This window comes from Nostoc sp., assembly GCF_036917235.1.
Classification (GTDB): domain Bacteria; phylum Cyanobacteriota; class Cyanobacteriia; order Cyanobacteriales; family Nostocaceae; genus Nostoc.
The window spans coordinates 60,299-87,115 of record NZ_JBALDU010000098.1 but is presented as its reverse complement, the minus strand read 5'-3'; the positions used below and the strand labels follow the sequence as shown (position 1 = coordinate 87,115).

Genomic DNA, 26,817 nt, shown 5'->3' with positions numbered 1-26,817 from the left:
CGGCAACGATAGTTTAGGGGTAGCCCTACGCAAAAATAGCTCGATGCCAGGTTTTATAATTCATAACCAAAAGCCCCACGCCCCACAGCCTGGGGTTTTTGGTTTATTAAACTTTTTGGGTAATGTATCCCTCTTCATCCTGTTTAGAACACTGTATAATTCCGTCAACCTGGGTAAAGGCACACTCTCAACTTTGATGCTACTTGAGACAAGGGGAATTAAAATGAAGAAAAAACAGAAATCTTCAGTTCCGAATCGCCAATCTGTAACCAGTACATCGAAGCTTAATCCGATTCATCCTAATGCTGCTGGTATTGATATTGATTCCCAACATCATTTTATGTAGCTATATCCGTCAACGTGATTGCTTTGGGCGCGTTTTATTTATCTTCGTTTACGTTCTAGCTTTGGCGCTCCCAAAGCTATTACTGCTACTGCTCATAAGATTGCACGGTTTTTCTACAAACTTTGGACAACAGGAAAAGATTATACCGATCCTGGCATGGATTATTATGAGCCCCGTTACGGAGAGCGAATGGTCAACAACCTCCACAAAAAAGCCCAGGCTTTTGGTTTTGAGCTTATTCCTCAGCACTCAGGAAATCTGGTTTCTTAGAAGAGGGCTTAGACGGTATTCGATTGGTTAAAGGTTTATCGCCTGTCACGTATCCCCCTGCGCTTGTGGTGCAGACATGATTTGCTTTTGCTGTTCTTGTAGCCAGTTTTCAAAGAGTTCATTCAAGAGACGCATTTTCATAAATTCATCCAGTTGTGCTGGAATAAATTTTTCTAAACGCAAAATTACAAACCATTCAGCGATACGGGTAGGGGGCAAAATCTGACCTAGTTGACTGCTAGAGAGCATTTGCACCATTATCGGATGTAGTGCATTCAGTTCAATCGGTCCTACCAAGCCACCAGTTTGGGCTTCCGGTCCGAGTGAGTATTCCCGCGCCAAATCAGCAAAAGAGTTTTCTTTTGCCTGAATCCTGAAGTATAGTTCTTGGGCAATTCCCACATCCTGGGTTCGTAGTAGGGAATAAATTACTTTGTCCAGTTTTGCCTTGGACTGAAAAAAGTAAGATTCCAGTTTATTACCCCAAGTGGCTTGCTTGAATTTTTCAATTTTCAGCTTACGAGTGGTGATAACTTCTAGTTGATCTGGATTCAGCCCTTGATGTGCCATCCAAGCCTGGATGTCTTCTTCATTTTTGAACTGTTTTTCGGCGTAAAACTGCTGTTTAGCTTGGGCTACTTCCTCTGGTGTACACTCTATTGCAATCTTGGCGGAGCGAGAGTTTTGCTCTATTGCCTCATCAATGATCAATTCTCGCTGCAACTGTGGCAGCATTTGGTAACTTGCCAGTAAGGAAATCAGTTCACTAGCTGTGATTGTACGATTACCGATTTGGATCGTTTCAGTCATTAGCTTTCGGGCATCTCAAGAATATTTAGTCTGTTAAAGAAGCTATACCGTAGCCCATTTACTAGGAGCTTTTACCTTAATTCTACAGAGTTAGGTATACTAACCTCACTTTCGCAATAATTAAATAGTTACTTGCTAACATACTTAAAAATATACAGTTTATATGAGTTTTTATCAAAGATTCTACGCAAATACTAGTGGATGTAAATATAAAGACAAAAGATAGTTCTCGCCACTACGACTTTAGAAGACGAAGTTTATCGGAGCTAGGCTATTTTGAGGTTTCTATTTATTATGTATAGAGGCACAGTGGTATTAGTGTCGCGGTTCTTCTCCCAACCTCAAAAGAGCGTTTGGTAGATAAGGGGAGACGTGAAGGACGTTAGTACGCGTTACTCTTACGGGGACGCAAGCTACGCGCAGCGTCTCGCACCTAAGTGTTTGAAATTTTCTCAAGTAGAGAGAGCAGGCGTGATGTGCCAAGGGCAAAGCTCCTACGTTGCTAAAGCGTCTCTACGAGACACTGTGCAATCGCTATCGAGTATCTAGGGATCTTTTTACATTTATTAAAGGTATAAAAAGGCACACATCTTATTCTGCCTTTTTACATAAGGGTATTGTATGTATCCTACAACCAAAAATTCTAAAGTCTATAACGACTCTAAATAGTTCAAAAGATCCGCCATTTCTTGGGCACTAGGTTGGAATTTTGGCATTGGCGGTGTTTCGCCACTGATCACTTGGTGAATCAGCCCATACCGAGACTTGTGCTTTGAAACAGCTTGCAAACTAGGTCCCACTCGCCCGTCTGCTTCTAAGCCATGACAACCAGCACAGTTAATTTGAAAGATCGCGTGTCCTTGAACTGGGTTTCCTGTTAGGGATAGAACGCTTTTGACATAAGGATCGGAGGCTTGAACCAACTGAACACCAAAAAAGCTCAAAGTGACTGCTAGCAGTATAGCCAGCGTCAATAAAACGATCCGCTGAATCAAAATTTCAGGTTTGGTAATCTGGTTATCCAAAAGGTTTGCTGTGAAAGTCTAGGTGTGCTAAAAAGTTTTCATTTCCTACACATAGCTTAAAAGTTCTTGATTGTGTCTGCAAGCACAGAAGACTATTTTCTTGTAGGCAGTTGCCCTCCAAAAGGCTGTAGGGCGCAGGATTCATACGAAATTTGGTAAAATCAAAAATAGGCAACGAATATTTAATAATTACAAAGAGGAGATTTACAGTGGTTGAACCCCTGCTATCAGGTATTGTCCTTGGTCTAGTTTTCGTCACTCTCGCCGGACTTTTTTACGCTGCATATAAGCAATACAAGCGCCCCAATCAACTGGGGGGATGAGGGAGTGCCCAGTGCCCAGTGCTGAGTGCTGAGTGAGATGAGGGAAGGGGGATAAGGATAACAGGGAAGTAATTTTCTTCCCCCCTCCCCATTCCTGTCATTCCACAATTCTGTAGAAAGTAAGTGATGTGTTGCCATAAACTTTCTGGCGGCAAATTTCCCAAGCGGGAATCTCTGGCGGAGTCCAACCTTGTGAGGCGTGTTCAACTGCGATTTCGCCGCTAGGATCTAAAAATTGATGGTGAGCGATCGCTTCTAATACTTGCTGGTACAATCCACTGGCATAAGGTGGATCGAAGTAGATTCTATCAAACTGTTTACCTGATAAAGTCTTTAACTGCTGGGCAATATCTCCCCGCAATACCCGAAATTCCTGGTCAGCATTAGCTACGTGCTGCCAATTTTGTTGGATGGTGGCACAGGCTCGGCTCGATTGTTCAATTCCCACTACTAGGCTGGCTCCTCTACACAAAGCCTCTGCACCCATTGAACCAGTACCGGCGCATAAATCTAGCCAGCGACAACCTGTAATTTGTCCTTGCCAAATATTAAAGACTGCCTCTCTTACTCGCGCACTAGTCGGTCTAGTTTCTTTTCCTGGTAAAGTTTTTAGCTGGCGATTACCGTAAATTCTCAGGCTCATTGGTTATTAGTCATTGGTCATTATTCATTAGTCATTGGTCATTAGTTTTAGACAAAAGACAAAGAACAAATGACAAAAAGAATATTAGGCAGGAATTTTTTCGCGGACTTGAGCAACGAAATTAGACAGGATTTGCAATCCGATATTAGAGGATTTTTCGGGGTGAAATTGTACTGCCATCAGGTTTTCATGAGCGATCGCAGCTGTAACGGTTTGAGTACCGTGAGTGATAGTTGCTGCACGGATTAGCGGGTCTATTGGGTCAACATAGTAGGAATGGACAAAATACACCCAAGGATCTGACGGCAAATGCTCCCACAAAATACTTTTTGGTTGAGTAACTTCCAGTTGATTCCAGCCCATGTGAGGAATAGTGATGTCAGGTTCGGGACGAAACCGCCGCACTTTTCCTTTGATAATTCCTAGTCCTGGTTGAGTACCTTCTGCACTTGATTCAAAGAGAATTTGCAATCCTAAACAAATTCCCAAAAAAGGTTTACCAGATGCGATCGCTTCTTTAATCGGTTGTTCTAAACCACGCGATCGCAGGTGTTGCACTGCTGGATCAAATGCTCCCACTCCCGGTAGGACTATAGCATCTGCCTGCTCTAACTCCTTTGGAGAATAAGTAACATTAGGAGTTGCTCCAGCTTTTTCCAAGCCTTTGCAGACTGAATGCAAATTTCCCATCTCATAATCTACGACCGCAATTACTGGCATTTACCTGCTCCTTGTAAATTTATTATGGAGGGTTTTTCTATTCTAAATAATATTTGTTATGAAGAAAAGAATTCTATTAACTTCTTTTGACACTTGGCTAAAAGATCAACAGTCAAATTCTTCTGATGATTTATTACTTGAAGTTACCAAACTTTATCTGATACCACATGACTTAACTTTTCTACGCCAGTTACCCGTAGATGTGGAACTTGCCAGTACTCAGGTAATGGAAAAAATCAAGGCAATCCAACCTGATTACATCATCTGTTGTGGCATGGCTGCAAGCCGTACACAATTAAGTGTGGAAGCGGTTGCTAGCTGTGGAGAAATTGTTTTACAGACAGAAGTTGATTTAGAAAAATTAGTGGCGGGAGCAGTGGCAATACAAATTAGCCACGACTGTGGGAAATTTGTCTGTGAAGGTCTTTACTATTCAGTGTTGGACTACTTAAGCCAAAATCAACTTACGTCACGTTGTATTTTTATCCACGTTCCAGTTCTCAATCAAGAAAATTTGGCGGGGATTCTTGCCGATTTCGTATTAATTATTAACAAACTGGCACTTTCATCAAGTTGTTAATGTCTGTATGGTGAAATAAATATCTAAGTATATGTTGCCATTGTTACTAATTTTCCCAATTGCCCAATTAACTCCTGCTACACCACCACCTGAAGAAGTCGTGCAACTACAAGAAGTACGACCTTTACCAGGCCAATTGGATACAGTACCAACGTTTAACAGCAATAGTCCAGAATTAGTCTTGAAAGAAGGAATTTTACTTTCCACCTTTCCACCAGATGGGAAAAAAGTCCCAACAGCGCATCTAAATTTTCCCTTTCGGGGACGATTTGATATTTTTGCCCATCACGTTGCGAGGGCTGAACCAGCAGAGAATTTACGTTCTCTTTATTTAGGGATAATTTTGCATAATCCTGGTTCTGAACCAGTTAAGGTAAATATTTGGCAAGCGGCGAGTTATTTGAGTCAACCGGATGCACCATTTATTCAATTACCATCTTTTAGTCAAAATCTTTTAGGTAAAGTTTTTGCCGGGCCAGGCGATCGCGTTATGTCTGATGTGCTTCGGGGAGTGCGACAAGAGATTTTCCCTGCCCAAATTGAGATTCCACCAAAGCAAAGTCGAATGTTACTCAATTTGCCAATTCCTGTGCAGGGATTGACACCACCCCTGAATGGTCGGTCTACATTCATGCGACTGCAAAGTGATGGCACTGTCTATGCAGCTAGCCTAGCGATGTTTGCACGGGTTAATCCTGATGGCAGTGAGCGATCGCCTACTTTAGAAGAGTGGCAGAATTTACTAGATAATGGCGATTTAGCTGGGCCACGAGATAAAACTCCCACTCCCTTAGAGGAAACTGGCAAGCCAAGAATTTATGGGCGTGTTGCGGGAGTGGTTGGTGGTTCACGATGGAGAGCCTTATTAGTAGATAATCCTAAAGCTAGGTATCTAACTATTCCCCAGCTTGGTCAAGTGTTTTCCTACGCTCTGAGTACCCTGCATGGCGGTACATTAGGAACTGGTCAAATTCAAAGTGCGCCTATGCTGGTGCGCTATCCTGACACCGCATATCGCGCTCATGGCAACTATGGAATTCAATATAATCTGAAGTTGCCGCTATACAACAATACTCAAAGTTCTCAAACTGTTAGTGTGTCGATACAAACACCACTCAAGGAGGATCAGTTAGTCAAACCAGGGTTACGCTTTCTGAGTACACCCGCTCCTCAAGTATTCTTCCGAGGGACAGTGCGGGTACGTTACAAAAATGACCAAAATCAGCCACAAACTCAGTTTGTGCATTTAGTGCAAAAGAGAGGTCAACCAGGAGAACCGTTAGTTTTATTAAAGATGAAACCAGGCGATCGCTCTTTGGTAGAAGTAGACTTTCTCTATCCGCCGGATGCTACACCACCGCAAGTATTGACAGTTTCAACTCAGGCTGAACCTCGGTAATGAGTCATAGTCATGGGTAATGGGTAAGGGCTTTTCTCCAATTACCTATTACCAAAAAATATTAGTCAACTGATTCCTAAAGCTTTACTGTTTACCAACTTGGCACGGCTCAAAAGCACATTTGTTATGAGGTACTCAGTTAGGACAATGGCTTACAATGCTTACTGATAGCAGGCATAGTATTTATCAAACAGACAGTGTTTAAAAACGATTCAAGATTGTAAACGCCTATTGAAGTTGCAATAATAGATACTGTGACTACTAAGGTAGTAGTCCAAGGTTTGATTTCACGCATTGATTCTTTTGTTTTTATTGATTTTGGAGAGCGTAACCCAGATACACTACCCAAATCTAGTTAGAGAAAGTAGCGTGATTTATTATACTAACTAAAATTATTTTTGACTAATGGTTATTAAAGCCTGTGGCCATAGATAATTTGTTCGGGGCGATCGCTTACCTAACAGGGCGGTGAATGCGATCCGTGAATTAACTTCTTCATATTGATAAAGCTTTTCACCCCAAATTTGTGTATTTAGGGTGAATACTTATTCCGCTCTATGGGTTGCAATTGAAATAGCAGACTATAGCAAGCAATAAAAGGATGGTATGGCAACGGATCAAAAAATCAATCAAGAAACTGAGTTAAATTCGCTCCAGCAACTTGTTGGAACCCTAATCTTACTGGTAGAAGATGAGCCAGATATTGCAGATTTGCTCACCTTCATTTTGGAAGCAGCAGGTGCAGAGGTAATGGCTTTAAGCTACGCAGAAGAAGCCCTTATTTTGGTCGAATCGCTTCATCCCGATATTCTGCTGTGCAATATGAAGTTGCCCGAACATGATGGAAATTGGTTAATTGAGCAAATTCGAGTGAATTCTTGCCCATCTATAAGAGAGTTGCCTGCGATCGCTATCACTTCTTATACACGGGAAGTCTCAAGCTATAAGGCTTTAAATGCTGGTTTTGATCGATTTCTAGTCAAGCTTGAGAGTCCAGAAGAAATTGTAGATGAGATTGTTCACCTGTTATCTACGAATCTTTAAATATAACTAGCTAGCCTCGATCTCGTTTTTGATCGTGATTTCACACAATACTCTGTGGGAGCGCACAGCTAGCTATACACTCCTAAAAACGACTTTAAAAAAGGAAACCATATAACCCTAAGTGAGTAGGATTATATATTGAATATATTTGTTAACCTCGTTGAAAACCCTTTACTGACTTTTGTTGTCCCTTACCCTTTGGCTTAGATTTGCTAACTTCTCCTAAAGCTTCCTGAAATAAGTTATGCAAATGTATGGGTACACTGGCAATGTCTGGCAACTCTGGCTCGATAGGTTTGTGGAATTCTTGCAAAAGTGTATCCAAGTCACTTTCAAGCCTAAATGGACGTTGCAAAAATGCTTGCAACACATTTTCTAATTGAGTTGGATACTGTTGTGCTAATCGATGCCAAATAAAAGCATTAATACTTTTATCTTCCAGGTAGTAGCGAATTAATTTTTCAGACCCTGGAACGCTTTGCCAGTCTTCTGCTGATAAGATTGCTTGTACCTTACTATATGTTGGTAAAAACATTTGTCCCCAACGGGGATGAGAAAGAGCCGTTACCTGTTCTGCTTTCTTGAGTTCAGCAGGTAAATCAACCTTTGGCATCACCATTTTGCTCTTACTGCTTTTGCTGTTAAACATTTCAGAGACTACGTTGGAATCAGCACCAAATTCTTGTGCTGCGGCTTTTATTTCCTCATCGCCAATGCCAGCTGCTTCTGCCACTTCAGCCAGAGATTTAGAAGTATCAATTCCTGCGGCTGCAAAAGTTTTCTCAGTAATTACTTCTTGAAATTCTGCTATTTTTTTATTAAGCTGGTATCCAGATAGTGTAATTTCATCAGTACCAAAAAAGTCCACAAACTGCTGATGATATTTTTCTACTGACTGCCAAGCTTCTTCTAGTAAGTCTGGAGCATCGCTGTAAAGATTACTTTTATAGTTTTCTTTGAAATTACCAATTGCTACGGCAAGTTTTGGTTTACCTAATTTACCCATTATTGTGTAGGGGCCAGAAAACATCCAGTAGCTATCGGTAACGGGAGAAATGCGAGTTAGCAAGATTTCTCCGACTTTCAACCGAGATATTGCCTGTAATGTTTGAGTATTGTTTGGCTTGACGATGTAGCGTTTATCTGTCAACCAGTTCGTCAATTCAAAGCCATCAGGTAAAATACTAGTGATGGCAAATAAGCCAATAAAACTATGATGCCAACTGTCGATCAGGCTGCGATCGCTTTCTGCTAAATCTGGATGGCTTTCGATAAACAACTCTAATGGAGACTTATCACCGACTTTCCCGGCTGTCAAAAAGCTATCGATGGTTAAGTCCTGCTGTGTATTATCACCACTTCCACGGCGCAACTGTTCTGCTGCATAAGTTTCCAGCGCTTGTGCCAGTTCTCCTTCAGCATGAAGGACAAAATCAACTAAGGCTTGTTTTAATTCGTGCGATCGTTCTAATATGGCATCCACAAGTTAATCTCTCGGTGCAACAGATGTAAATTATAGCCTTTGAGAGAATTTCAGCATCTAGCAATAGCTAGATTTATAGAGATGCACACTTAGCAGAATAGGTTTGATCGTGTAGGCATACTAAAAACGACATCTTGCACAGCCCGCTTACTCCATACACCTAAAGTACTATTCCTCAACGAACCCACAATTGGACTGGATGTAATTGCTCGTCAGGAATTACGCGACCTCATCCGAGAGTGAAACTGTAGGGGAAGTGCGTCTTTTTTCTGATTCTTGCTTGTGCTTGAGAAAGCGCAGAAAGTCCAGAGTTTCTTGTACAAAAAACTCTTGAGAGAATTCGTCCAATGAATTCAATTTCTTGGGGTAGGAGTTTTTTGAGAGTTATAAATATAAAGAAAAATGGGAATTAGGTATTGGTATATATCCTGGTGATTGGTTAATTGTTGAATTGATTAATCCTCTATATCAAAATCCTAAGGAGCAAGAGATTGTTATAGTTTCTGTGGATGATGAGACTTTAGTTAAACGTTATAGCAGGGAAAAAGGAGAAGTAGTTTTAGTATCGGAGAATGAAAACCACGAGCCAATCAGACGCTCTGAAGGAGCAATTTATATTTCAGGAATTGTCAAAAGTGCTATTCGTCGCAATTTATCAAAAAGGTTGCCGAATGGATAACCTTTGTACAAGACTCATTGATGAGTTACTTAGCAGCTTTTTTTAAACCTTGCCATCTTTGTCGTAATTGCTGCAAGTTAGGCGTATGACCACCATAACGCCAACCAACATAAGCTTGACAAATTTCATCTATAACCTCAGCAGTTGCTAGAGCATGATGCTGGTATGAGACTCTGGCATACTCTAAAGGTGTTTGTGCTGGATGTTTGCCTAAACCTTTTTGGGTTGTCCATTGCAGCATTTGTTGATAAAGGCTCTCCATTGCTGGCAATTTCTTTAACCATCGACGGTTGCGCCACTCTCGCCACTGACCCCAACCCAGCCAAGCGAAGAAAGCTGCTGTAATTGACAAGATTAAGCCAGTCAACACGCCGAACCAACCTTGAGAGAATAAAGCTAAAAACCAAGCGATCGCTCTAATCACCCACTTAAATAGTGTCTCAAATACATTATTCAACAAACCTGTCACCGGAGAAGGTAGCCAGCCAGCAACCCAATGCCACAATTGGCGCAACACACTAAAAGTCTGAGTGTCTTCTATTGAAGGTGGTATCAGAGGATGATTGGGAATAGGGTCAAAAGCAAACCAACCATATTTAGGAAAATACACTTCCGTCATCGCATAAGCGTCAGTATTACGGACAACATATAGCCCTGTAAATGGATTAAACTCTCCTGAACTAAACCCTGCTACCAACCGCGCTGGGATGCCAATGGAACGTAGCATCACCGTGAGAACTGTAGAGAAGTGGTCTGGATAGCCTCCCTTTTGCTTAAACAAAAAAGTTTCTACCAAGTCTTCTTTTTCACTCAAATAAGGTAGTTCTAAGGGATTTTGGGGAATAGAGTAACGTTGCTTTAAATATTGAGCTAAGTAGAGAGCTTTTTCGTAGGGTGAATCCAGGCTTTTAGCAGACTTTGTGACTTTTTCTTGATTGTAGTTAGCGAGGATTTCTTCGGTACGTTGCCGGACTTTTTCAGCAATTTCGGGAGGAATTTGCAGATAATGCTTTTTAATCTGTTGTGGATATTTAGTAGAAGCTTCACCTAACAAAGTGCGATCGCGGTATGGCACTTCAGAAACTACTGTGTATGTAAGACCTTGTGATAATTCTACAGGCGATCGCAATCCGTCTTCTTTATCAACAGCGATCACTGGTGCTGGAAAGTAAACTTCCTTGGGATAAGTCATCGCCGGAATCAGGTTAGGCAAATCCGACACCACTGTATAAGTTTGTACTACCTCTTGGGTTTTACCAGTAAGCACAGATGGGGAAAGAAAAATTTGATAAGACCAAGGCGATCGCCTAACAGTCGTAACATTTTCATTGCGAGAAACTTCCCATCCCTTACCTGTATAGCGATCGAATGCTAATACTCGCCAAAAACCCTCAGCTTGCGATCGCACCCGCATGACAACCTTGGGTTTCATCTCGCCCCGCAGGTTTTGATTCATTTGGCTATTAAAACCGTAATAAAAATTATTATCTACTTTACCTGGTTGACCAGTTTTATTTTGTCCTGTACCACCGCTACCACTCCCTTGATTCTCACCTTTCCCTTGACGGACATAACCGGGATTAATGATACTACGACCTGTGAAATTACTTTTTACTTGAATAGCAGAACTTACAGGAAAATTCCGTAATTGATAGCCCGGAAATCTGGGTAAAACAGCAAAAATTGCCAGCCCCAGACCGACAATTAGTAAAAAAGTTAGAATTAAAAATTTAAAATTAAGACTTGAGGAATTCTTCTGATTGAATTTTTCCTTTTGAGTTTTTAATGGCTGCAAACCCAAGCGCGAACGGTAATCTAGTACTAAAGTTGGCAGAGCGATCGCTAAAAATAACAGCAACACAGGTGCAAATGCTAAAGTCTGACTTAGGGTTGCTGCCACACCTAATAAAATCAGTCCGATCACAATCGAATAGCCCAAATTTTTCCGGCGGGGTGTATCGAAGCTATGCAGCACCTGGAGTTGAATTAATAACTCTGCCAAACCCAACCGCGTATCATTCAACTCTCCTACTAATCGCCCAAAGAAAGCACCCAGTGCTACTAACATTCCAATGGCGATACAGAATTTAATTGCGATATTGCGATCGCGGCGACGATAATAACTCCAAATTGCACCCACAACACTCAGGGGTAACGCCCAAAAACTGAATGAAGTCTCAGCGGCAATATCCGTCGCCACAATTCCCAAAATAACCAACGCTAGCACTAGCACCCGCAATAAAATTGAATCTTCCACTTCAATCAAAGGCGAACCCTGCGGATTTTGCCGCCAGAAATTACCTACAGGGATACGCCAAAACCGATTCATCCTGGATAAGTTAAACATTTGAGTCTAGTAGAAGCAATGATGTAGATGCAACAAACACAATGCGGGGGAAGTAATTTGCTACCCTAGCACTGTGTTAAAAAATGATATCTAAGGGGTAGAGATGGAAATACACAAGAAATGGGTGACACAGTAAATCGAGAAATAATCAAATACTTTCTCAATATCCCCATGTCCCCATATCCCCGTGTCCCTGTGTCTTTGTAATAACTGCTTCTCGTAGACACCCTAATGACCGTTTATTGAAAAATAGGATAAGCTTCAAAACCAGGAAAATCCTCTTAATATATATTGGCGTTGATTGACATAGTGTGCTAGCGGTGGCAATTTAACCTAAATCGTGGGATTAATCACAAACAACAACGACTGTTCGTCTATTTCTGGAAACTCAACTTCCAGGGTATAAGTTGGGTTAAGTTGCTCGCAGCCTAACTCTACATTTAAATATCCCGAAGTCGAAGATGTTGTCATTGCTAAAGTGCCACTTCCCCGTAGCGTCAAAGTTCCTTTAACAGGTAACTCAGCTTGCACAAGCAACTTCGTAAGTTTACCTAGAGACTGGTATTCTACTCTGATGTTCAAAGCACCAACACTAGTTAGCCACTGTCTTTCTACCACCGGACTAGTTGCTGAAACTGGTAGAGTCAGATTTTCTAGCAGTTGTTTAGCTGCTAGCAACGACAAAGCCATCTGTTGACGCGGTTGTAAATCTGAGTAATCGCTCTGAATAGCGGGCATTGTCTCCAAAGTACTTGCAGACCGATAGGTGCTTCTTAGCACCAACCCAGCTATATCATTTAGTGCTTGAGACTCATTGGGAAAAAAGTTCTCCACCACTTGAACTAATTTTGCCCCCAAAGGCACTGAAGATGTCACTAAAGCCTGACATTGTTCTAGCAATTGCTGGAAAACTCTTTCCGGTAAGCGAGTTGGCAAGGTCAACTTCGACTGTTGTACCATCCATCCCCAGCTAGGAACGAGTGTCATTGAAGGCTCATCAACAAAATCAGGATATTCGATTAATTGTGTTTCCCAGGGGAACAACGGTGGGTGCTCTTGGGCTTGAATTTGTAACCGATTCTTAAGGACAGCTTGAAAACGATCTTGCACAGTAGGAATTTCTCCCAGTTGAAAGGTCTGGGGCGTTCCTCCCAATTTTGACTCACTGCTTTTTGAGGCAGAGGCTTCCTTGAGGAGGTTTTTTACCCCGTCATTTTCCTCACATTCTACCGATTGCTCGTCATTTTTGACATCATCTGTCAACAACCAATCGAGACACCGGTGTTGTAAGGATTCTGAGTCACTATTCATGAGTAGATGCACCCGATCCGGAAACTAATGAGTTACGAATTTCCCAAGCTTGCTCAAGAATCTTAAACCATCGTTTTTGCAGTTGTGCCATTGACAGCCCTAAAGTTTTTGCTATTTTTTCATCAGCTTGTCCTTGTTGCTTCAACTCTAATAAAGACCGTTGCTTATTGTCCAGCTGTGCTGTGTATACTTGCCATTGCTGGGGAGTTAAACCCAAATTTGTGTGCAGAGAAGCTTCCAGCCACTCGTGAACTAATTCCCAACGGTGCAACAGGGCGAATCGAATCAAATGATACTTAAAGCGCTGCTGCAAATAATCTCTCTGGCGAGGGGTTAAACCTAAAACCGATTCAATTTCCTGTGCTGATAAATCCTGGAGGCGAAGAGAAAAGTAATCAGCGCAGTCAGATTGTTGTCGTTGTTCGAGATAATTCATTAATTCCGTAACCACAACAGAACGCAAGGTGTCTTCTTCGGGTTCGGGTTCGGCTTGCGTTGCCATTGTGGAGCGCAATTGGTGAACTGCTGGCTCTTCCCAAGAACCGTCACCTTCATTATTGCTACCTTCTGCGGCTTGTTCTATATCTACACTGGTTTCTGGAGGCTGCTGTTGCGAAAAAGTTTGTGCCCGCAGGATAATTAGCTGTTGCTGACGACCTGGTAAAGGAATGCGTCGCTTGCCGTAGCGCTCGGTAAATGCCATATACTCGGACAATTCCAAGAGTGTCTGAGGGCGATAAGTGGCACCAAGCTGATTTTCTCGCCGGAAAGCGTTCAACGCCTCTAGATAAAAACTCTGGAGGAAATCTTCAATTATTGTCAGCCGCCCTTGATAGCTCAATTGCTTCTGAGGAGGATTAATATATCGATAAATAATTGCACTCAAAGTACTGTGTAATTCGACCCTGCCCCGATTTGAACCCAACTGATAGTACCTGAGACACTGTTGCAGCCGATGCCGAGCCAGGGTCATCGCCGAGCTTTCTACAGATCCAGAAGCTTGGATACGTTTACTCTCATGACAAATCCGGTAGACTTCGGTGGTAATACGTCTTGCTACATCGTGGCAATTCTGTTCCGAAGCTTTAGTTGACTGCTGGAACTCCTTGGACAGGAGTTGAAAGATCGCCTCCACGCCTGTAGAATTTTCTCCCAGAATAGTTGCAGATGGAATAGTTGCGGTTGCGGCTGAATTCATAGTCTCGGTTTTCAAAAGACCCTAACTTACTTAAATACAACCTGTACGACTGTGGGTATTGGCTGGTTTGGTTTTACGTATAAGCTAAACGCAGGCCAATCCTATATTGAGGATATGGCTGATTTTATTATTCCCAATTCTGATGGGATTGTTCACACTTGATAGATGTTATTGCCGTTACCCAGGAGTCGTATACAAGTCATTATGGATTTAGAAGCACAAATTCAATTGCTGATTGACAATGCACCCCGCGATGGTATGACACCACATCTTGTTGCAGCAATTGCTCCTGCCCTTAGAGCGATCGCTCAAAAATTACGCTACTCCCAGTACTATATTCTCCAAAATTCGGAGGCAAGCTGGGTTTTAACTACTTTGAGCAATCGTGCTAATCCAGGATTGGAAAAGCGTGTGATTTACGCTTTCCCTACCATACAGGATGTCTCTCTAATTTCCCCTGCTGGGCTTGACCCTCAAATGCTAGCTAAAATTACTCCTGTCACCCATATTTTGTTCCAAATGGTGGCATTAGAACCCGTAGATAGTATCGTTTTTTTGGAGACGCCGGGTAAGACCACTCATACCGTCGAAGTTCGGCGCACTGAACTGGAAAAACTTATGCAGAAACAGTTACGACAACAGCGATCGCCTAAACAGATCCCCCCTGATATTGCATAGAAAAAATTTGGATGTGGGATTTTTTAGATACAATCCCACATCCAAAATTTTAAATCTCAAATTTCTTTAAAAAAGTTTTCTAAATGAGTAAAAAAAGAAATTTTTTCTTTCCGTTCCACCATACGACTGACTCAACTTTCGCTGAAACCTAAAATTGATTAAAAAATAGTTATCAGTGAACATTTTTCCGTTTTTAAGTTTTAGTTTCCTAGTGAAGCAGAGTTTTATACTTAAGAACTTTCACGTCAAAAAATATCCCATTCTTTATTGTGAGGTGGCCAGTAACCAAAAGCGGGCAAGTATTTAGAATGTGCGCTCAGTCGAACACTATCCACCCCAGAAGTAGTAAGTAATTTATTTTTTGGAAATCCCTAATAAGAACCTCCAAACAAAACTCCACTTTCTACCTGTTAAATAAGTGGATTGAATTAAACATAAAACTGCTTTAGTGCATTAAAGCGTTAACACAACACTTCAGGTTTTCGGTGCGTTACGTAAGCCACAACACACCTACATCTAAATCCCCACTTTCTACCTGAGAATTCTGATAACTGATTTAATAGAGGCGACTTAGTGTGTACTCAGCTATGTTAATCAATGCCTGATGAGATTCTGAGGCTGGGAGAACTGCAAGATGTTCAATTGCCAACTTAGCATGGTGAGCAGCTAAGTCTCGCGCCTGCTGTATACCTTGACTATCTTGAATCAGTGCTAGTGCTTGCTCTAAATCTCCTTCTTGAGCAAACTCTCGTTCAATCAGCACTTCCAAAGATGGTTTTTCTGCCAAAGCAAATAAAACGGGTGCAGTTAGATTACCACTTTTAAGATCCGACCCCGCTGGTTTACCCAAGGTATCCGTTGTACTGGTGAAATCTAAAATGTCATCAACAATTTGAAATGCTATACCAAAATGACGACCGTAGCTATACAGATGCTCAACAGTTTCTCGCGAGACTTCACTAAGTAACCCAGCAGCTTTAGAACTGTTGGCGATTAATGAAGCTGTTTTGTAGTAACTCTTCTCAATGTAAGTTTCAATAGAGATACCAGCATCAAAACGATTTAGTCCCTGCTGAATCTCCCCAGTAGCCAGATCCATAATGACTTCTGAGAGGAGTTTCACTACCTCCAAATTGTCCAAGTTTGCTAAATACCAGGAGGATTGGGCAAAGAGAAAATCTCCTGCTAAGATGGCAATGCGGTTCCCGAACAAACTATGAACGGTAGGAACGCCTCGCCGCACGTCTGATTCATCTACCACATCATCATGTACCAAGCTTGCTGTGTGAATCATTTCTGTAATCTCAGCAAGACGGCGATGACGCGGTGTAATGTCTTGTTCTAACATTGTTGCCCGCGATATTAGCAGGACAATTGCTGGTCTGATACGCTTTCCCCCAGCTCCGAATAAATGTTCGGCTGCTGCAAACAGAATGGGGTGGCGGTTTCCAACTAGCTGTTTTAGGTTATCTGCAAGTAGTCGCAGGTCTGCTTCCACAGGGGTAAACAGGGAGGTGGCTGGGGTCATGGATGGGCGGACTCTGACTTAGGTTACGAAAGTTTACATATCCTATACTCATTTTAAGATAACCCTGTGCCAGCGCAAAGTTTTCATAAGGTAATCCCGTTTTTTGAGTCTATGGGTGATAATTAAGGTTGTCTAGGTTTTTGTCAATGAGTAATTATGCTCATTTTGTGGCTACTTAAACTTTAAACTAACTTAAAAGATGAATTCTCAGTACACAGGATAAATTCCAAATTAAATTGTGTTAAGTAGTTTCTCATCTCACCTTTCTTGCCACAGTTCCAAAAATAATTTCAGCAATATTACTTATTGACAAAAATACAGCATTTCAAATTCGTCGCCAGTAGGCAAGGCTAAATTTCTCCAGATTGAGGTGTAGCTATTCAAAAAATTTGAAATTTAGCAGCCGAATAAGCTCAAAATTCAGGGTCGTTGTGTTACGCTAAAATATAGGAATTTTAAATTTTGTAAGATATTCGCACCCCAAAAGTTAAGTCAGCGACTAGTTGATTTTACTGACTTGGTGTTGTGAGTCTAAAATAAATATTCGTCGGCTAGATTAAGGGAATAAATTCTTTAATTTTTCCTACGATAGGCAAAACTCCTGGTTTGGAGCTGTGTGATATCCCTATGGGAAGTCGCTACACGTACTCAGCGCACGTAGAGCGCAAGCATTGCTCTTTTGACAGCAGTTTGAGCAAAAATAAAGCAGATCGGGTAGACCGCTGAGAATCGTAGTTTTAGATTGCTAAACGGCAAGCTAACTGTTGTGGGATCTATGGTCTGCAAGAAGTCGCATTAGCTCATAAATTCTTTGTCCGTAGAGGAGTTTGTCTCTATAGGTAATTTTACCATAGGAAACTACAGCCATCAAGAATGCACTTCCTTGGCTGAGGTTCTACTAATTTTATGGAATTTTATATTCGTTTAGAAGGGTGCTAGTAGAACAATGATTTACGGAAGTATACCTATGATGATTTTTATTTTAGCCTCTGGATATTTGTTTACAGTCTACCTGTTATTAGCACTGGCGAAGCGAACCGGTACAAAGACTGTTCCTACAAGTTTCCCTTCATCTACCCAAGGAAAACATAAGCAGGAGATATCAGTTAATAGTCAATAGTCATTTGTCCTTCGTCATTTGTCCATTTGTTTCGATAAATGACTAAGGACTAAGGACTAGGGACTAATTAGTTTTATTGGAGTTGGGAAATAGCTATATCAGTGAAGGAAACCTCTTCAACCATTGGGGTATAGCCTAGCCACTGCACTCCTGACTGGGAAAACTGTTGCGGACAACCGCTGACGGCGAAGCGAGTTGGTAATGGTAGATGAGTATTTCTTAAGCCTAGTAAGTCTAGTTCTTGGGCGCAAGCTGCCACAACATGAACAGCTGGATCGACCAACTGGACTTGAGAGGGGAGGAGCGATCGCAGTACTGGTGTAAGGTGGGGATAATGGGTGCAGCCGTGAACTAGGGTGTCAATTTCCTGCTCTAATAAAGGCTCTAGGTAGGCTCGTGCCACTTCAGCAGTGTAAGGATCGTGAATGCGGTTTTGCTCAATCAGTGGCACAAACTCTGGACATCCAACTTGCCAGACTTGGACATCAGGAGCAATTTCGAGAATAGCGTGCTTATAAGCATTACTCTTAGCTGTAGCTGGAGTGGCAATTACACCAATCCGCTTTCCTTGCTGCACCGCAGCTTTTGCACCCGGTAGGATTACTCCCAAAATGGGTATGCTGAATTCTTGACGCACAGTTTCTAGGGCTAAAGCAGAACTGGTGTTGCAAGCCATAATTACCATTTTTACCTGCTGCTGTTGTAGCCAGGTAATAATTTCACGTGTAAATCGTAAAATTTCTGCTTGTGAACGAATTCCATAAGGAAGTCTAGCTGTATCCCCAAAGTAAACAATTGATTCATTGGGGAGTTGTCGATATATTTGTCGCAGTACTGTCAGCCCACCCACACCACTATCAAAGATGCCAATTGGGGCACGTTGGGGTTCTCGCTCGGAAAAATCGTCAAGATTCCCTTCAAAAATGGAAGATGAATACACAGGCAGATATATATTTAGGTTTTGGGATTTAAAATACAGAATTTAGCAGACAATCTCCAAATTGACCACTAAATTCTGCGCGTAAAAGAAGTTTAAATAACACCTCTTTAATTAGTAATTTGTACTATATTACCTCTGCTGTAAGTATTTTAGAATGCCACGAGCGATCGCTTCTGCCATCCGATTTTGATATTCTCGTGTTCCCAATCTGGGATTATCTTCGTAACCAGTCATATAGCCTGTTTCTACCAAAATCGAAGGCATGGAGCTTTTCCTAAGAACATAGAATCTGGCTTTGCGGGTTCCTCGGTCTTTAATAGTACCGATATCCTGGAGAATGGTTTTACGAACTACTTCAGCCAGACCATAACCACTATCGTAATAATAAACTTCTAAGCCATTGACATCAGGGCGATTATCAACGGAATTAGCGTGAATGCTGACAAACAGAGTCGCGTTAACTCGCTTGGCAATATCTACCCGTCCCTGAAGTTCTACAAAAAAGTCGGCATCCCGCGTGAGTACAGCTTGTACACCGTTTTGCTCTAAAATTGCTCCTACCCTTTTCCCAATAGGCAGAATTACATCCTTTTCTAAAAGTCCCCCTAGACCAGGGGCACCTGAGTCTTTTCCACCATGTCCTGGGTCAATAACTACTAGCAATTTCCCTCTGGGAACTGAGGGGCGTGGTCGTGGCTGGGAGATTGGCCGGGGATTATCTATGGGATTTGGTAATTGACCTTGGTCTACTGATGGCAGGGGAGGTAAAGTAGTGGGCGGTGTGATGCTGCTACTAGAGCGTCGTAATTCTAAAGCTAAAAGCTGGTCGCCAATCTGGTTGAGTTCCCCAATTTGTACTCCAGCGGCTGGTTGAACCAAGACGGTAACAGTGTTGGATTCTTGTGGTTGCAGGCGTACCCGCAAAATCGGGCTATTAGGATTAAAAGTCGGGCCTGTGACTTTGGGAGCTAACTTAGCATTGTTGATAGTGATGCGGAACAGACCAGAGGTTCTATCCCAGCCTCCTGTAGCAGATAAAGTTTGGTCGGCTCGAATCAGCAGTTGCGTACCATTATTAGCCAGTTGTACAGACTGAATGCTAGCAGGTGTGTTACTTGGTGCTACAGGACGTGGACTGTTACTTCCAGGCAGTTGAGCAACTCCACGACTGGGTAGAACCACAAAACCACCAACACTACTAGTGGTTGCTCGCCAATTTGGACTATTTTCATCCACTTGTAAAGTCAGGCGAACAACAGATGGGCTGGTTTGCAGCTGGGTGAACTGGATACGGCTAACACCATAGCGATTAATCGATAAATCTCGCTGCTCTAAACTTGGTGATAGAGTTGCGCCAGCAATGTCGATGTTAATTGCCTTCTGATCGTTGCTACGATTTACCTGAATCTGAGGATTACCACCATTGGTACGGACAAAAAAACCATCACCAGTGACTTGTAAGTTCTCAATTTGAGTAACTTTGGCGACAACCATTCTGTTGTTCAGTGGTCTATTGTTCAGTGGATTTACAGAACCTGGTGTCACCACATTGTAAATATTCCTTGGGGGGAATGTTTGTGTAGATGTTCTGGGTGAAGTATCAGTAGCTATAGCTTGTTGTGGTTGCCCCTCAGTGTTTCTTGTCGGTACATTGTCGGCTTCTGGCGTAGGTAATTGCACTGTCCAGCGATCGCCAGTTGTACCCACAAATTGCACTCTTTTGGGGTCTAAACTATAACCAGGAGTCAGTTCAATTACTATGCGCGTTGTTTGTTCGTCAAACTGCCCAACACGAATAGAACGAATTGCACCGCCCACTTGTTGGGTTAGCTGCGGACGACCAAATGAGGTTCCTGGTAAATCAATAACTAGACGAGTTGGGTTAAAAATTAATTGTGCTTGGGGTTGAACATCCCCTTGAGTATTAATTTCCAGCTTGTTTTGATTGGCATCAAAACGCCAAGATTCAAGTCTCGCGGCCATTGCCGGCGACGATAGCATGAAGATGGTTCCAATAGTACTGGATAGTAACCAGCGTAATTTCACAGTCTTTTCTCCTGATTCACATTTATGGGAGCCGTCAACATCTCAACATATTGGCTAATCCTCACACCGTCACCGCGCACACTTGAGTTTTGCGCTGTTATTAAGACACAGCTAATGGCGTAAAATATAGCACGCTCCTCTGATTTTGCCATGCCACTAGCCTATATAAATTTGACTGCCAATTTTAGATTTTAGATTCCCGATTTTAGTTTTCTGCCAGACTAGGGTCTTGCTACATTAACACCTGTTGTAGGTGATACAAATCCAAAATCGCTCGACTGAGCGTAGCCGTACCCTCCAAAGAAGCAAGCTACGCGTAGCGTTCCGCAGGAAAGTCTAAAATCCAAAATTTGTTGACTTGCAAAGTATCAAATGACAATAACAAAGAAGCTACTCTTATTCCGCCGCAAGAATACTTAAATTGTTTTACTACTAAATTGGATAAAAATGGTAAAGATTAGATGTACTTACTCAACAATTTAGAAATTTAGACTAAATTACTTATCTTCTCTTTAGATACTGAAGAACGCCACGAGCGATCGCTTCTGCCATTTGATTTTGGTAAGCTGAAGTTCTGAGCCTAGCCATATCCTGCCGACCAGTCATATAACCCGTTTCCACGAGAATGGAGGGCATAGAACTTTTTCTGAGGACATAAAATCTGGCTCGCCGCACTCCCCTATCTTTGAGAGTACCAATACTTTGAAGAATGCTACTACGGACAATGCGAGCTAGATCCAGTCCACTGTCGTAATAATAGACTTCTAAGCCATTAACATCTGGACGACTCGCACCTGCTGAATTAGCGTGAATGCTAACAAACACATCAGCATTCGCTCGCTCTGCTAATTGCACGCGTCCCGGAAGGGTAACAAAATAGTCAGAATCCCGCGTCATAATAACCTGTACGCCATTTTGCTGCAAAATCTCAGCAAGTCTCTTACCAATAGGCAAGATAACATCTTTTTCGCGTGCCCCCCCAATGCCAAGCGCTCCTGAGTCTTTACCACCATGTCCGGGGTCAATAATAACTACCACTCGCCCATTGGTAACTCGGCGCTGTGGTTGTGTTAGGGGTTGAGGATTTGGATTGTTTGGGTCTGGGAATGGCCCGCGGTTTGGCGGTGGTAGTCCAGGTAAAGCAAAGGGAGACCTTCCGGGGAGGGTGACAACTCGCCGAGAACCTTGAATTGGTAGAGCCAAAAGCTGGTCGCCGATTTGCTGGGGTTGCCCAATTTGCACTCCTCCTGCGGGTTGAACTAAAACAACCACTGTATTGGATGCTTGAGGTTGCAGACGTACCCGAAGAATGGGGCTATTGGGAGCAAAAGTAGGCCCTGTAACTCTGGGAGCTAACTTGGCATTAGTAATTGTGACGCGGAAAATACCTAAGGATCTATCCCAGATTCCCGTAGCAGATAAAGTTTGGTTGCCTCGAATTAGCAGTTGTTTGCCATTATCGGCAAGTTGCACAGACTCAATTGTTGCTGGCGAGTTATTGGCAGATGGTCTATTGGGAAAGGAAACGGCTTCTGACTGATTGTCCGAATTATTACTTCCAGGCAATCTGACAATCCGACTAGGTAGAACTATCAAACCACCATCGTTACTATTACTTGCTCGCCAATCTGGGCTATTTTTACCTACCCGCAAAGTTAGGCGGACACCAGGAGGTTGGCTTTGCAATGAGGTGAATTCGACGCGGCTAATACCATGTTTGTTAACGGGTATATTACTCTGCTGCGTCAGACGTGGTGATAAAGATGCACCAGAGATATCTACGAAGATGGTAGCGCGATCGCGGCTACGAATTACCTGAATCGGAGGATTACCACCACTGGTACGAATGAACAACCCATCACCTGTTACCTGTAAGCTCTCAATTTGAGTTGCCCCTCGTGTAGTAGTAGCAACCCTTGAAATATTAGATTGACGTTCGGAGTCTGGAGTAACTACACTGTAAGCACTTCTAGGAGATGAAGCTACTTTTTCGACTTCTGGTTTCGGTAATTGCACCGTCCAGCGATCGCCAGTTGTACCAACAAATTTCACTCGTTTCGGGTCTAAACTGTAACCAGGAGTCAATTCGACAACTATGCGTGTTGTATCTACATCAAACTGTCCTACACGGATTGAGCGAATTCCACCACCCACCTGTTGGGTTAACTGTGGACGACCAAATGTAGTTCCCGGCAAATCAATTACCAGCCGAGTTGGGTTGAAAATTAGTTGTGCTTGGGGTTGAACTGCTCCCACAGTATTAATTTCCAGCCTGTTTTGATTGGCATCAAAGCGCCAAGATTCAAGTCTCGCGGCCATTGCTGGCGACGATAGCATGAAGATAGTTCCAATAGTGCTGGCTAATAACCAATGTAATTTCACAGTCCTTTCTCCTAATTCACATTCATGGGAGCCGTCAATATCTCAACTCATTGGTAAATCATCACACCATCACCACTTAAACTTGACTTCTGAATACCTTGTTTGATTTTTAAGTCAGTATTTAGACACACTTAAATCATCGATCGGGTTTCAAATTAAGTTTAAATCCCCATGCGAAACCTTCCAACTTTACAGGTGGAGAACTCTGACTCCCAATAAAGCTAGAAAACTGATAATTGATAGCTGTTTACTGATAAGTGTTTGTTCTTTGCTGCCATCGATGCACTGAGTAAATAATTCCCATTACTGTCAAACGATCTAGCAAGATTTATGGGTGTTACTCCCCAATTATCTGGAAAATATTCAGATAAAGGCTCACAAGCCCAGAGAGACTAGAAATTAAGTAACATTCTGAATGCTGGTAGAAATTATAGACAAATGATTATTCTACAATCACACGGGACGGAGATTTGAGGATAGAAGTTTCCACTGCACAATTGGGGCAGAGGGGCAGGGGAGCAGAGGGGCAGGGGAGCAGGGGAGATTATATTGAACAAGTTTCTTTCTCTCTTCCCAATGCCCAATGCCCAATGCCCCATTCCCCATTCTTAATAATTAACGATCGCCAGAATCTGGAGTTACTCCCAAATTGCTGCTGTCATTTGATGCTGGCACCCTCGACTGAGGTGGTTCAATTACCAACGAAGTCCCAGAAGAACCGTCTAAAATTAGTTGCTCTGAGCTTCCGTCCACAGTTTTTGGATCTGGAAACACAAATCGTAACAACGGAGGAGCTAAAAAGGTTGTCAAGATAACCATCATGATAATTGCTGCTCCTAATGGTTTCGAGAGAGCGCCACTGGCAGCGCCGACACCAGCAAACACTAACCCAACCTCGCCTCTAGGAATCATCCCCACACCGATCGCTAAACGGTTGATTTCTGGTTGACCAAACACGCTTAAACCTGTGATTACTTTACCGAGAATGGCTACTGTAATCAGGAAAGTTGCCATAATTAGACCTTCACGATTGTCGGGAATTGCTGGGTTTAATACTCCCAAATCAGTTTTTGCCCCAACAGTCACAAAGAAAATTGGCACTAACATATCGGCAATGGGACAGACTTGCGTTTGCAGTTCTTTGCGCTTATCTGTCTCTTCTAGGACTAAACCCGCCGCAAAAGCTCCCAAAATTGCTTCTAAGTGGATGACGGCGGCAAGGTATGCCATAGCAAAGGCGAAGATGAATGCTGGGATTACCAGTCCACCGCGTGTTTTGAGTTTATCAGCGATCGCTACAAAGGACTTATTGAAAACATTGCCTAGTAGGATTGCTCCCAAAATAAAACCAGTGGCGCTGATAATCAAATAAATGACTTTGCTGACATCCACCACGCCGTCTTTAGCTAAACTGGCAACTACCGCTAAAACGATGATTCCTAATACGTCATCAATTACAGCAGCACCCAAAATAATCTGCCCTTCTTTAGAATTGAGTCGCCCCAGTTCTGACAGCACTTTGGATGTAATACCAATACTAGTGGCAGTCAAAGCCGCCCCGGCAAAAATTGCAGGTATAGCGCTAATACCAAACAAAGTCATCAGTCCCACAGTACCGGCGGCAAAGGGTACTACTACCCCGACTATTGCGACGACAGTGGCTTGGATACCAACTGCCATTAAATCTTTTAAATTCGACTCCAAGCCGATTTCAAACAGCAGAATAATCACACCCAATTCTGCCAAAACGGAAATGACCTCGGACTGGGCTGCAAACACTGCTGGAGCAGCTTCAGGCGTTAAACCAGCAGTGGTTTGAAGGAAGGACACGATCAAAGAGTTAGAACTGTCTGTGCCGCCTTCTGGAAACACTAAAAGATGGAAAACAGAGATGCCAACTACCACACCGCCAACGAGTTCGCCTAAAACAGGCGGCAAACCCACTTGGTTTGATAACTCTCCACCAACTTTACTGGCGAGATAAACGACTACTAAGCTTAGTAGCACTGCTTCGACTACCATTGAACTGTCTGCGGCTTGTGTTGCGCTGGCCAGCAGAGGAAAAGAGAAGTTGATTGGATCTAACAAATGCATTAGGTTCTCTGAAAATCCTTCTCTTTGATTCTGACGCGTTTCTGAAAAACATCCTATGGTGAAGCAGTCCGAATTCAAAATGAATACGGCGTAAACGTTTCATTTACGCTGTGCAGTACTAGTGTAATTTTTTTAGTTTCAAAAAATGTAACCATTTCAGTTTTTGACGATCGCAGTGTCAAAGTAAGAACATACAAATCGTATCTAGCGATCGCACTTGAGTTGTGAAAAACTAATGGTGGCTGTTGACTCTCAACGACCACCAGAAGATTGCTACATACATTTATTCAAAACATCTGTGGATACTTTGAGGAGTGCAAATATTATGACTAGAGCCACTTTATCCGGTTCTCAGTTTCCATCTGGAAACTTGTGGAAAATACTGCCTTTAGCAATGCTTGTATGTGCAACTTTTGTACTACCTGCATTCGCACAAGAAAAAGATAAATTGTGGCGAACCCTTAGTGTCAGTGGTCGCGGAGTGGAAACAATTCCGACAACTCTGGCACAAGTCAGTTTAGGAGTAGAGATTCAGGGGAAAACAGCCCAGGAGGTACAGCAAGAAGCCGCTCAGAGGTCATCGGCGGTGGTTGCGTTTCTCAAGAGCAAAAATGTTGAAAAATTACAAACTACCGGTATTCGTCTCAATCCGGTTTACAGCTACACCAATAATGTACAGCGGATTACAGGCTATGCTGCCACTAACACTGTGAGTTTTAGTATTCCTGTTGAACAAGCTGGGACATTATTAGATGATGCAGTCAAAGCCGGTGCAACACAAATTAACGGCATTACTTTTGTTGCGAATGATGAAGCGATCGCAGCAGCTCAAAAACTAGCATTAAAAGAAGCTACTCAAGATGCACGGCAGCAAGCTGATGCAGTTTTCAGTGCCTTGGGTTTTAAATCCAAAGAAATAGTCAGCATTCAAGTTAATAATGCCAGTGCGCCTCCACCACCACCAATGTTTTTACGGGCTGAGGCTGCAAAATCAGCTGATGCTTCCACCCCTATTGTTGGTGGTGAACAGCAAGTAGAAGCATCGGTGACGCTGCAAATTAGTTATTAGTCATTGGTCATTTGTCCTTTGTCATTTGTAAAGGCAAAGGACTAATAATCAATGCCCACTTGCCCTGAGCGGAGCCGTACCCCTCCGGGGAAGCAAGCTACGCGTAGCGTCTCGCAGAGAAGGAATGCCCAATTAAAAATGTTCTGAAGACATATCTCCTGTACCACCTTCTGCATCTCGCTTAGAGCCTAATAAATCCAGCTGATCTACTTGGATAACTGGCGATGAGCGGTTTGCTCCTGTTTGGCGATCGCTCCATGTGTCAAATTTCAAAGAACCTTTGACAGCAATTTGCCTGCCTTTACGTACATAATTACCTGCCACCTCCGCCGTTTTTCCCCATAGTTCCAAATTAAACCAGTCGGTATGTTCACCTTCTTTTGTGCGACGATTAACAGCTAGTGTCAATCGACACTTCACACTACCAGACTCAAAATACTTAATCTCTGGGTCGCCGCCTACACGACCAATGAGGGTGACAACATTAATACTCATCGCGTTACCTTTCAGTACAAACGTACTTAACAATTTCGACTTTCATCATAGCGAATTGTGAAAGACTTGAAAATAATGTGTTAAACAGTTAACAATATAATTGACTTGAAAATTTATACACACTATTTGGAGAAACACATAAAAATATACGGATATATTAATCTAACCAGAGAATATCAAAAGGTACGGAGCTTGAGACATATTAAATATTCCTGGGAATCATATAAAAATATAGTCTAGTTTACTCAACTCAGGATACATTCGTAATCGAATCCGGCACAATTAAC

Annotated in this window: 25 protein-coding genes; 10 read left to right on the top strand and 15 right to left on the bottom strand. The window is 42.5% G+C overall.

Going from position 1 to position 26,817, the window contains the following annotated elements; translation table 11 throughout:
- On the top strand, positions 1 to 346 hold a 346-nt coding region (locus V7K44_RS27835), incomplete at its 5' end, for a hypothetical protein (protein ID WP_334936442.1).
- 18 nt (positions 347 to 364) lie between these two features.
- Positions 365 to 616 carry a hypothetical protein gene (locus V7K44_RS27830; protein ID WP_334936440.1) on the top strand — a complete coding sequence of 84 codons (252 nt, stop codon included), beginning with the start codon at positions 365 to 367 and terminating at the stop codon, positions 614 to 616.
- 45 nt (positions 617 to 661) lie between these two features.
- Here V7K44_RS27830 and V7K44_RS27825 read toward each other — a convergent pair whose 3' ends face one another.
- Together V7K44_RS27825 and V7K44_RS27820 are read right to left on the bottom strand one after the other, a co-directional pair.
- Complete coding sequence (locus V7K44_RS27825) at positions 662 to 1,426, bottom strand: peptidylprolyl isomerase (protein ID WP_334936438.1); 765 nt, start codon at positions 1,424 to 1,426, stop codon at positions 662 to 664.
- Positions 1,427 to 2,076: 650 nt separating this feature from the next.
- Positions 2,077 to 2,451 (bottom strand): cytochrome c, encoded by a 375-nt coding sequence (locus V7K44_RS27820; protein ID WP_334936436.1) that lies wholly within the window; start codon positions 2,449 to 2,451, stop codon positions 2,077 to 2,079.
- A 209-nt stretch (positions 2,452 to 2,660) separates the two neighbouring features.
- Between V7K44_RS27820 and petG the strand changes: the two genes are divergently transcribed.
- Positions 2,661 to 2,774 carry a cytochrome b6-f complex subunit V gene (gene petG, locus V7K44_RS27815; protein WP_063721252.1) on the top strand — a complete coding sequence of 38 codons (114 nt, stop codon included), beginning with the start codon at positions 2,661 to 2,663 and terminating at the stop codon, positions 2,772 to 2,774.
- A 97-nt stretch (positions 2,775 to 2,871) separates the two neighbouring features.
- On the opposite strand, the gene rsmD is transcribed toward petG, so the two are convergent.
- Complete coding sequence (rsmD, locus tag V7K44_RS27810; RefSeq protein ID WP_334936434.1) at positions 2,872 to 3,417, bottom strand: 16S rRNA (guanine(966)-N(2))-methyltransferase RsmD; 546 nt, start codon at positions 3,415 to 3,417, stop codon at positions 2,872 to 2,874.
- 84 nt (positions 3,418 to 3,501) lie between these two features.
- The gene (hisH, locus tag V7K44_RS27805) at positions 3,502 to 4,137 is read right to left on the bottom strand and encodes an imidazole glycerol phosphate synthase subunit HisH (protein WP_094352505.1); all 636 of its coding nucleotides are present in this window, start codon (positions 4,135 to 4,137) and stop codon (positions 3,502 to 3,504) included.
- Between the two features lie 58 nt (positions 4,138 to 4,195).
- Here hisH and V7K44_RS27800 point away from each other — a divergent pair, with 58 nt between their 5' ends.
- The 3 genes from V7K44_RS27800 (at position 4,196) to V7K44_RS27790 (ending at position 7,160) form a co-directional block, all read left to right on the top strand.
- Positions 4,196 to 4,717 carry a pyroglutamyl-peptidase I family protein gene (locus tag V7K44_RS27800; RefSeq protein WP_334936432.1) on the top strand — a complete coding sequence of 174 codons (522 nt, stop codon included), beginning with the start codon at positions 4,196 to 4,198 and terminating at the stop codon, positions 4,715 to 4,717.
- A 31-nt stretch (positions 4,718 to 4,748) separates the two neighbouring features.
- Entirely contained in the window at positions 4,749 to 6,116 is a 1,368-nt protein-coding gene (locus V7K44_RS27795) for a DUF3370 domain-containing protein (RefSeq protein ID WP_334936430.1), read from the top strand.
- A gap of 606 nt (positions 6,117 to 6,722) precedes the next feature.
- Positions 6,723 to 7,160 (top strand): response regulator, encoded by a 438-nt coding sequence (locus V7K44_RS27790; RefSeq protein WP_334936428.1) that lies wholly within the window; start codon positions 6,723 to 6,725, stop codon positions 7,158 to 7,160.
- 151 nt (positions 7,161 to 7,311) lie between these two features.
- Here V7K44_RS27790 and V7K44_RS27785 read toward each other — a convergent pair whose 3' ends face one another.
- The gene (locus V7K44_RS27785; protein ID WP_334936426.1) at positions 7,312 to 8,643 is read right to left on the bottom strand and encodes a hypothetical protein; all 1,332 of its coding nucleotides are present in this window, start codon (positions 8,641 to 8,643) and stop codon (positions 7,312 to 7,314) included.
- A 415-nt stretch (positions 8,644 to 9,058) separates the two neighbouring features.
- Here V7K44_RS27785 and V7K44_RS27780 point away from each other — a divergent pair, with 415 nt between their 5' ends.
- On the top strand, positions 9,059 to 9,322 hold the full coding sequence (locus V7K44_RS27780) for a LexA family protein (protein ID WP_334936446.1): 264 nt from the start codon (positions 9,059 to 9,061) through the stop codon (positions 9,320 to 9,322).
- 25 nt (positions 9,323 to 9,347) lie between these two features.
- Here the strand turns inward: V7K44_RS27780 and V7K44_RS27775 are convergent, their stop codons facing one another.
- From V7K44_RS27775 to hetZ, 3 genes are all read right to left on the bottom strand, one after another.
- A complete protein-coding gene (locus V7K44_RS27775; protein WP_334936424.1) occupies positions 9,348 to 11,651 on the bottom strand; it encodes a transglutaminase TgpA family protein in 2,304 nt (767 codons plus the stop codon).
- A gap of 351 nt (positions 11,652 to 12,002) precedes the next feature.
- Positions 12,003 to 12,980 (bottom strand): PatU, encoded by a 978-nt coding sequence (locus tag V7K44_RS27770; protein ID WP_334936423.1) that lies wholly within the window; start codon positions 12,978 to 12,980, stop codon positions 12,003 to 12,005.
- The gene (gene hetZ, locus V7K44_RS27765; RefSeq protein WP_334936421.1) at positions 12,973 to 14,178 is read right to left on the bottom strand and encodes a heterocyst differentiation protein HetZ; all 1,206 of its coding nucleotides are present in this window, start codon (positions 14,176 to 14,178) and stop codon (positions 12,973 to 12,975) included. Before hetZ ends, V7K44_RS27770 begins: the two co-directional genes overlap by 8 nt.
- Before the next feature lie 204 nt (positions 14,179 to 14,382).
- Here hetZ and V7K44_RS27760 point away from each other — a divergent pair, with 204 nt between their 5' ends.
- Positions 14,383 to 14,856, top strand: a complete 474-nt coding sequence (locus tag V7K44_RS27760; RefSeq protein WP_289798857.1) for a hypothetical protein — start codon at positions 14,383 to 14,385, stop codon at positions 14,854 to 14,856.
- A 556-nt stretch (positions 14,857 to 15,412) separates the two neighbouring features.
- Here the strand turns inward: V7K44_RS27760 and sds are convergent.
- Positions 15,413 to 16,384: a solanesyl diphosphate synthase gene (sds, locus tag V7K44_RS27755; protein ID WP_334936418.1), complete on the bottom strand. Its 972-nt coding sequence runs from the start codon at positions 16,382 to 16,384 to the stop codon at positions 15,413 to 15,415.
- A gap of 967 nt (positions 16,385 to 17,351) precedes the next feature.
- Here sds and V7K44_RS27750 point away from each other — a divergent pair.
- Positions 17,352 to 17,504 (top strand): hypothetical protein, encoded by a 153-nt coding sequence (locus tag V7K44_RS27750; protein ID WP_334936448.1) that lies wholly within the window; start codon positions 17,352 to 17,354, stop codon positions 17,502 to 17,504.
- 73 nt (positions 17,505 to 17,577) lie between these two features.
- On the opposite strand, the gene murI is transcribed toward V7K44_RS27750, so the two are convergent.
- From murI to V7K44_RS27725, 5 genes are all read right to left on the bottom strand, one after another.
- The gene (gene murI / locus V7K44_RS27745) at positions 17,578 to 18,444 is read right to left on the bottom strand and encodes a glutamate racemase (protein ID WP_322705535.1); all 867 of its coding nucleotides are present in this window, start codon (positions 18,442 to 18,444) and stop codon (positions 17,578 to 17,580) included.
- Positions 18,445 to 18,573: 129 nt separating this feature from the next.
- Positions 18,574 to 20,490, bottom strand: coding sequence for an N-acetylmuramoyl-L-alanine amidase (locus V7K44_RS27740; RefSeq protein WP_334936416.1), 1,917 nt, complete (start codon positions 20,488 to 20,490; stop codon positions 18,574 to 18,576).
- A complete protein-coding gene (locus tag V7K44_RS27735) occupies positions 20,487 to 20,642 on the bottom strand; it encodes a hypothetical protein (RefSeq protein ID WP_322690425.1) in 156 nt (51 codons plus the stop codon). Before V7K44_RS27735 ends, V7K44_RS27740 begins: the two co-directional genes overlap by 4 nt.
- A 349-nt stretch (positions 20,643 to 20,991) precedes the next feature.
- Entirely contained in the window at positions 20,992 to 22,872 is a 1,881-nt protein-coding gene (locus V7K44_RS27730) for an N-acetylmuramoyl-L-alanine amidase (protein WP_334936414.1), read from the bottom strand.
- Between the two features lie 615 nt (positions 22,873 to 23,487).
- Positions 23,488 to 24,966, bottom strand: coding sequence for a cation:proton antiporter (locus V7K44_RS27725; RefSeq protein WP_334936412.1), 1,479 nt, complete (start codon positions 24,964 to 24,966; stop codon positions 23,488 to 23,490).
- A gap of 325 nt (positions 24,967 to 25,291) precedes the next feature.
- Between V7K44_RS27725 and V7K44_RS27720 the strand changes: the two genes are divergently transcribed.
- Positions 25,292 to 26,035, top strand: coding sequence for an SIMPL domain-containing protein (locus V7K44_RS27720; protein ID WP_334936444.1), 744 nt, complete (start codon positions 25,292 to 25,294; stop codon positions 26,033 to 26,035).
- 132 nt (positions 26,036 to 26,167) lie between these two features.
- Here V7K44_RS27720 and V7K44_RS27715 read toward each other — a convergent pair whose 3' ends face one another.
- Positions 26,168 to 26,530, bottom strand: a complete 363-nt coding sequence (locus tag V7K44_RS27715) for a single-stranded DNA-binding protein (RefSeq protein WP_194040300.1) — start codon at positions 26,528 to 26,530, stop codon at positions 26,168 to 26,170.
- Positions 26,531 to 26,817: the final 287 nt, after the last annotated feature.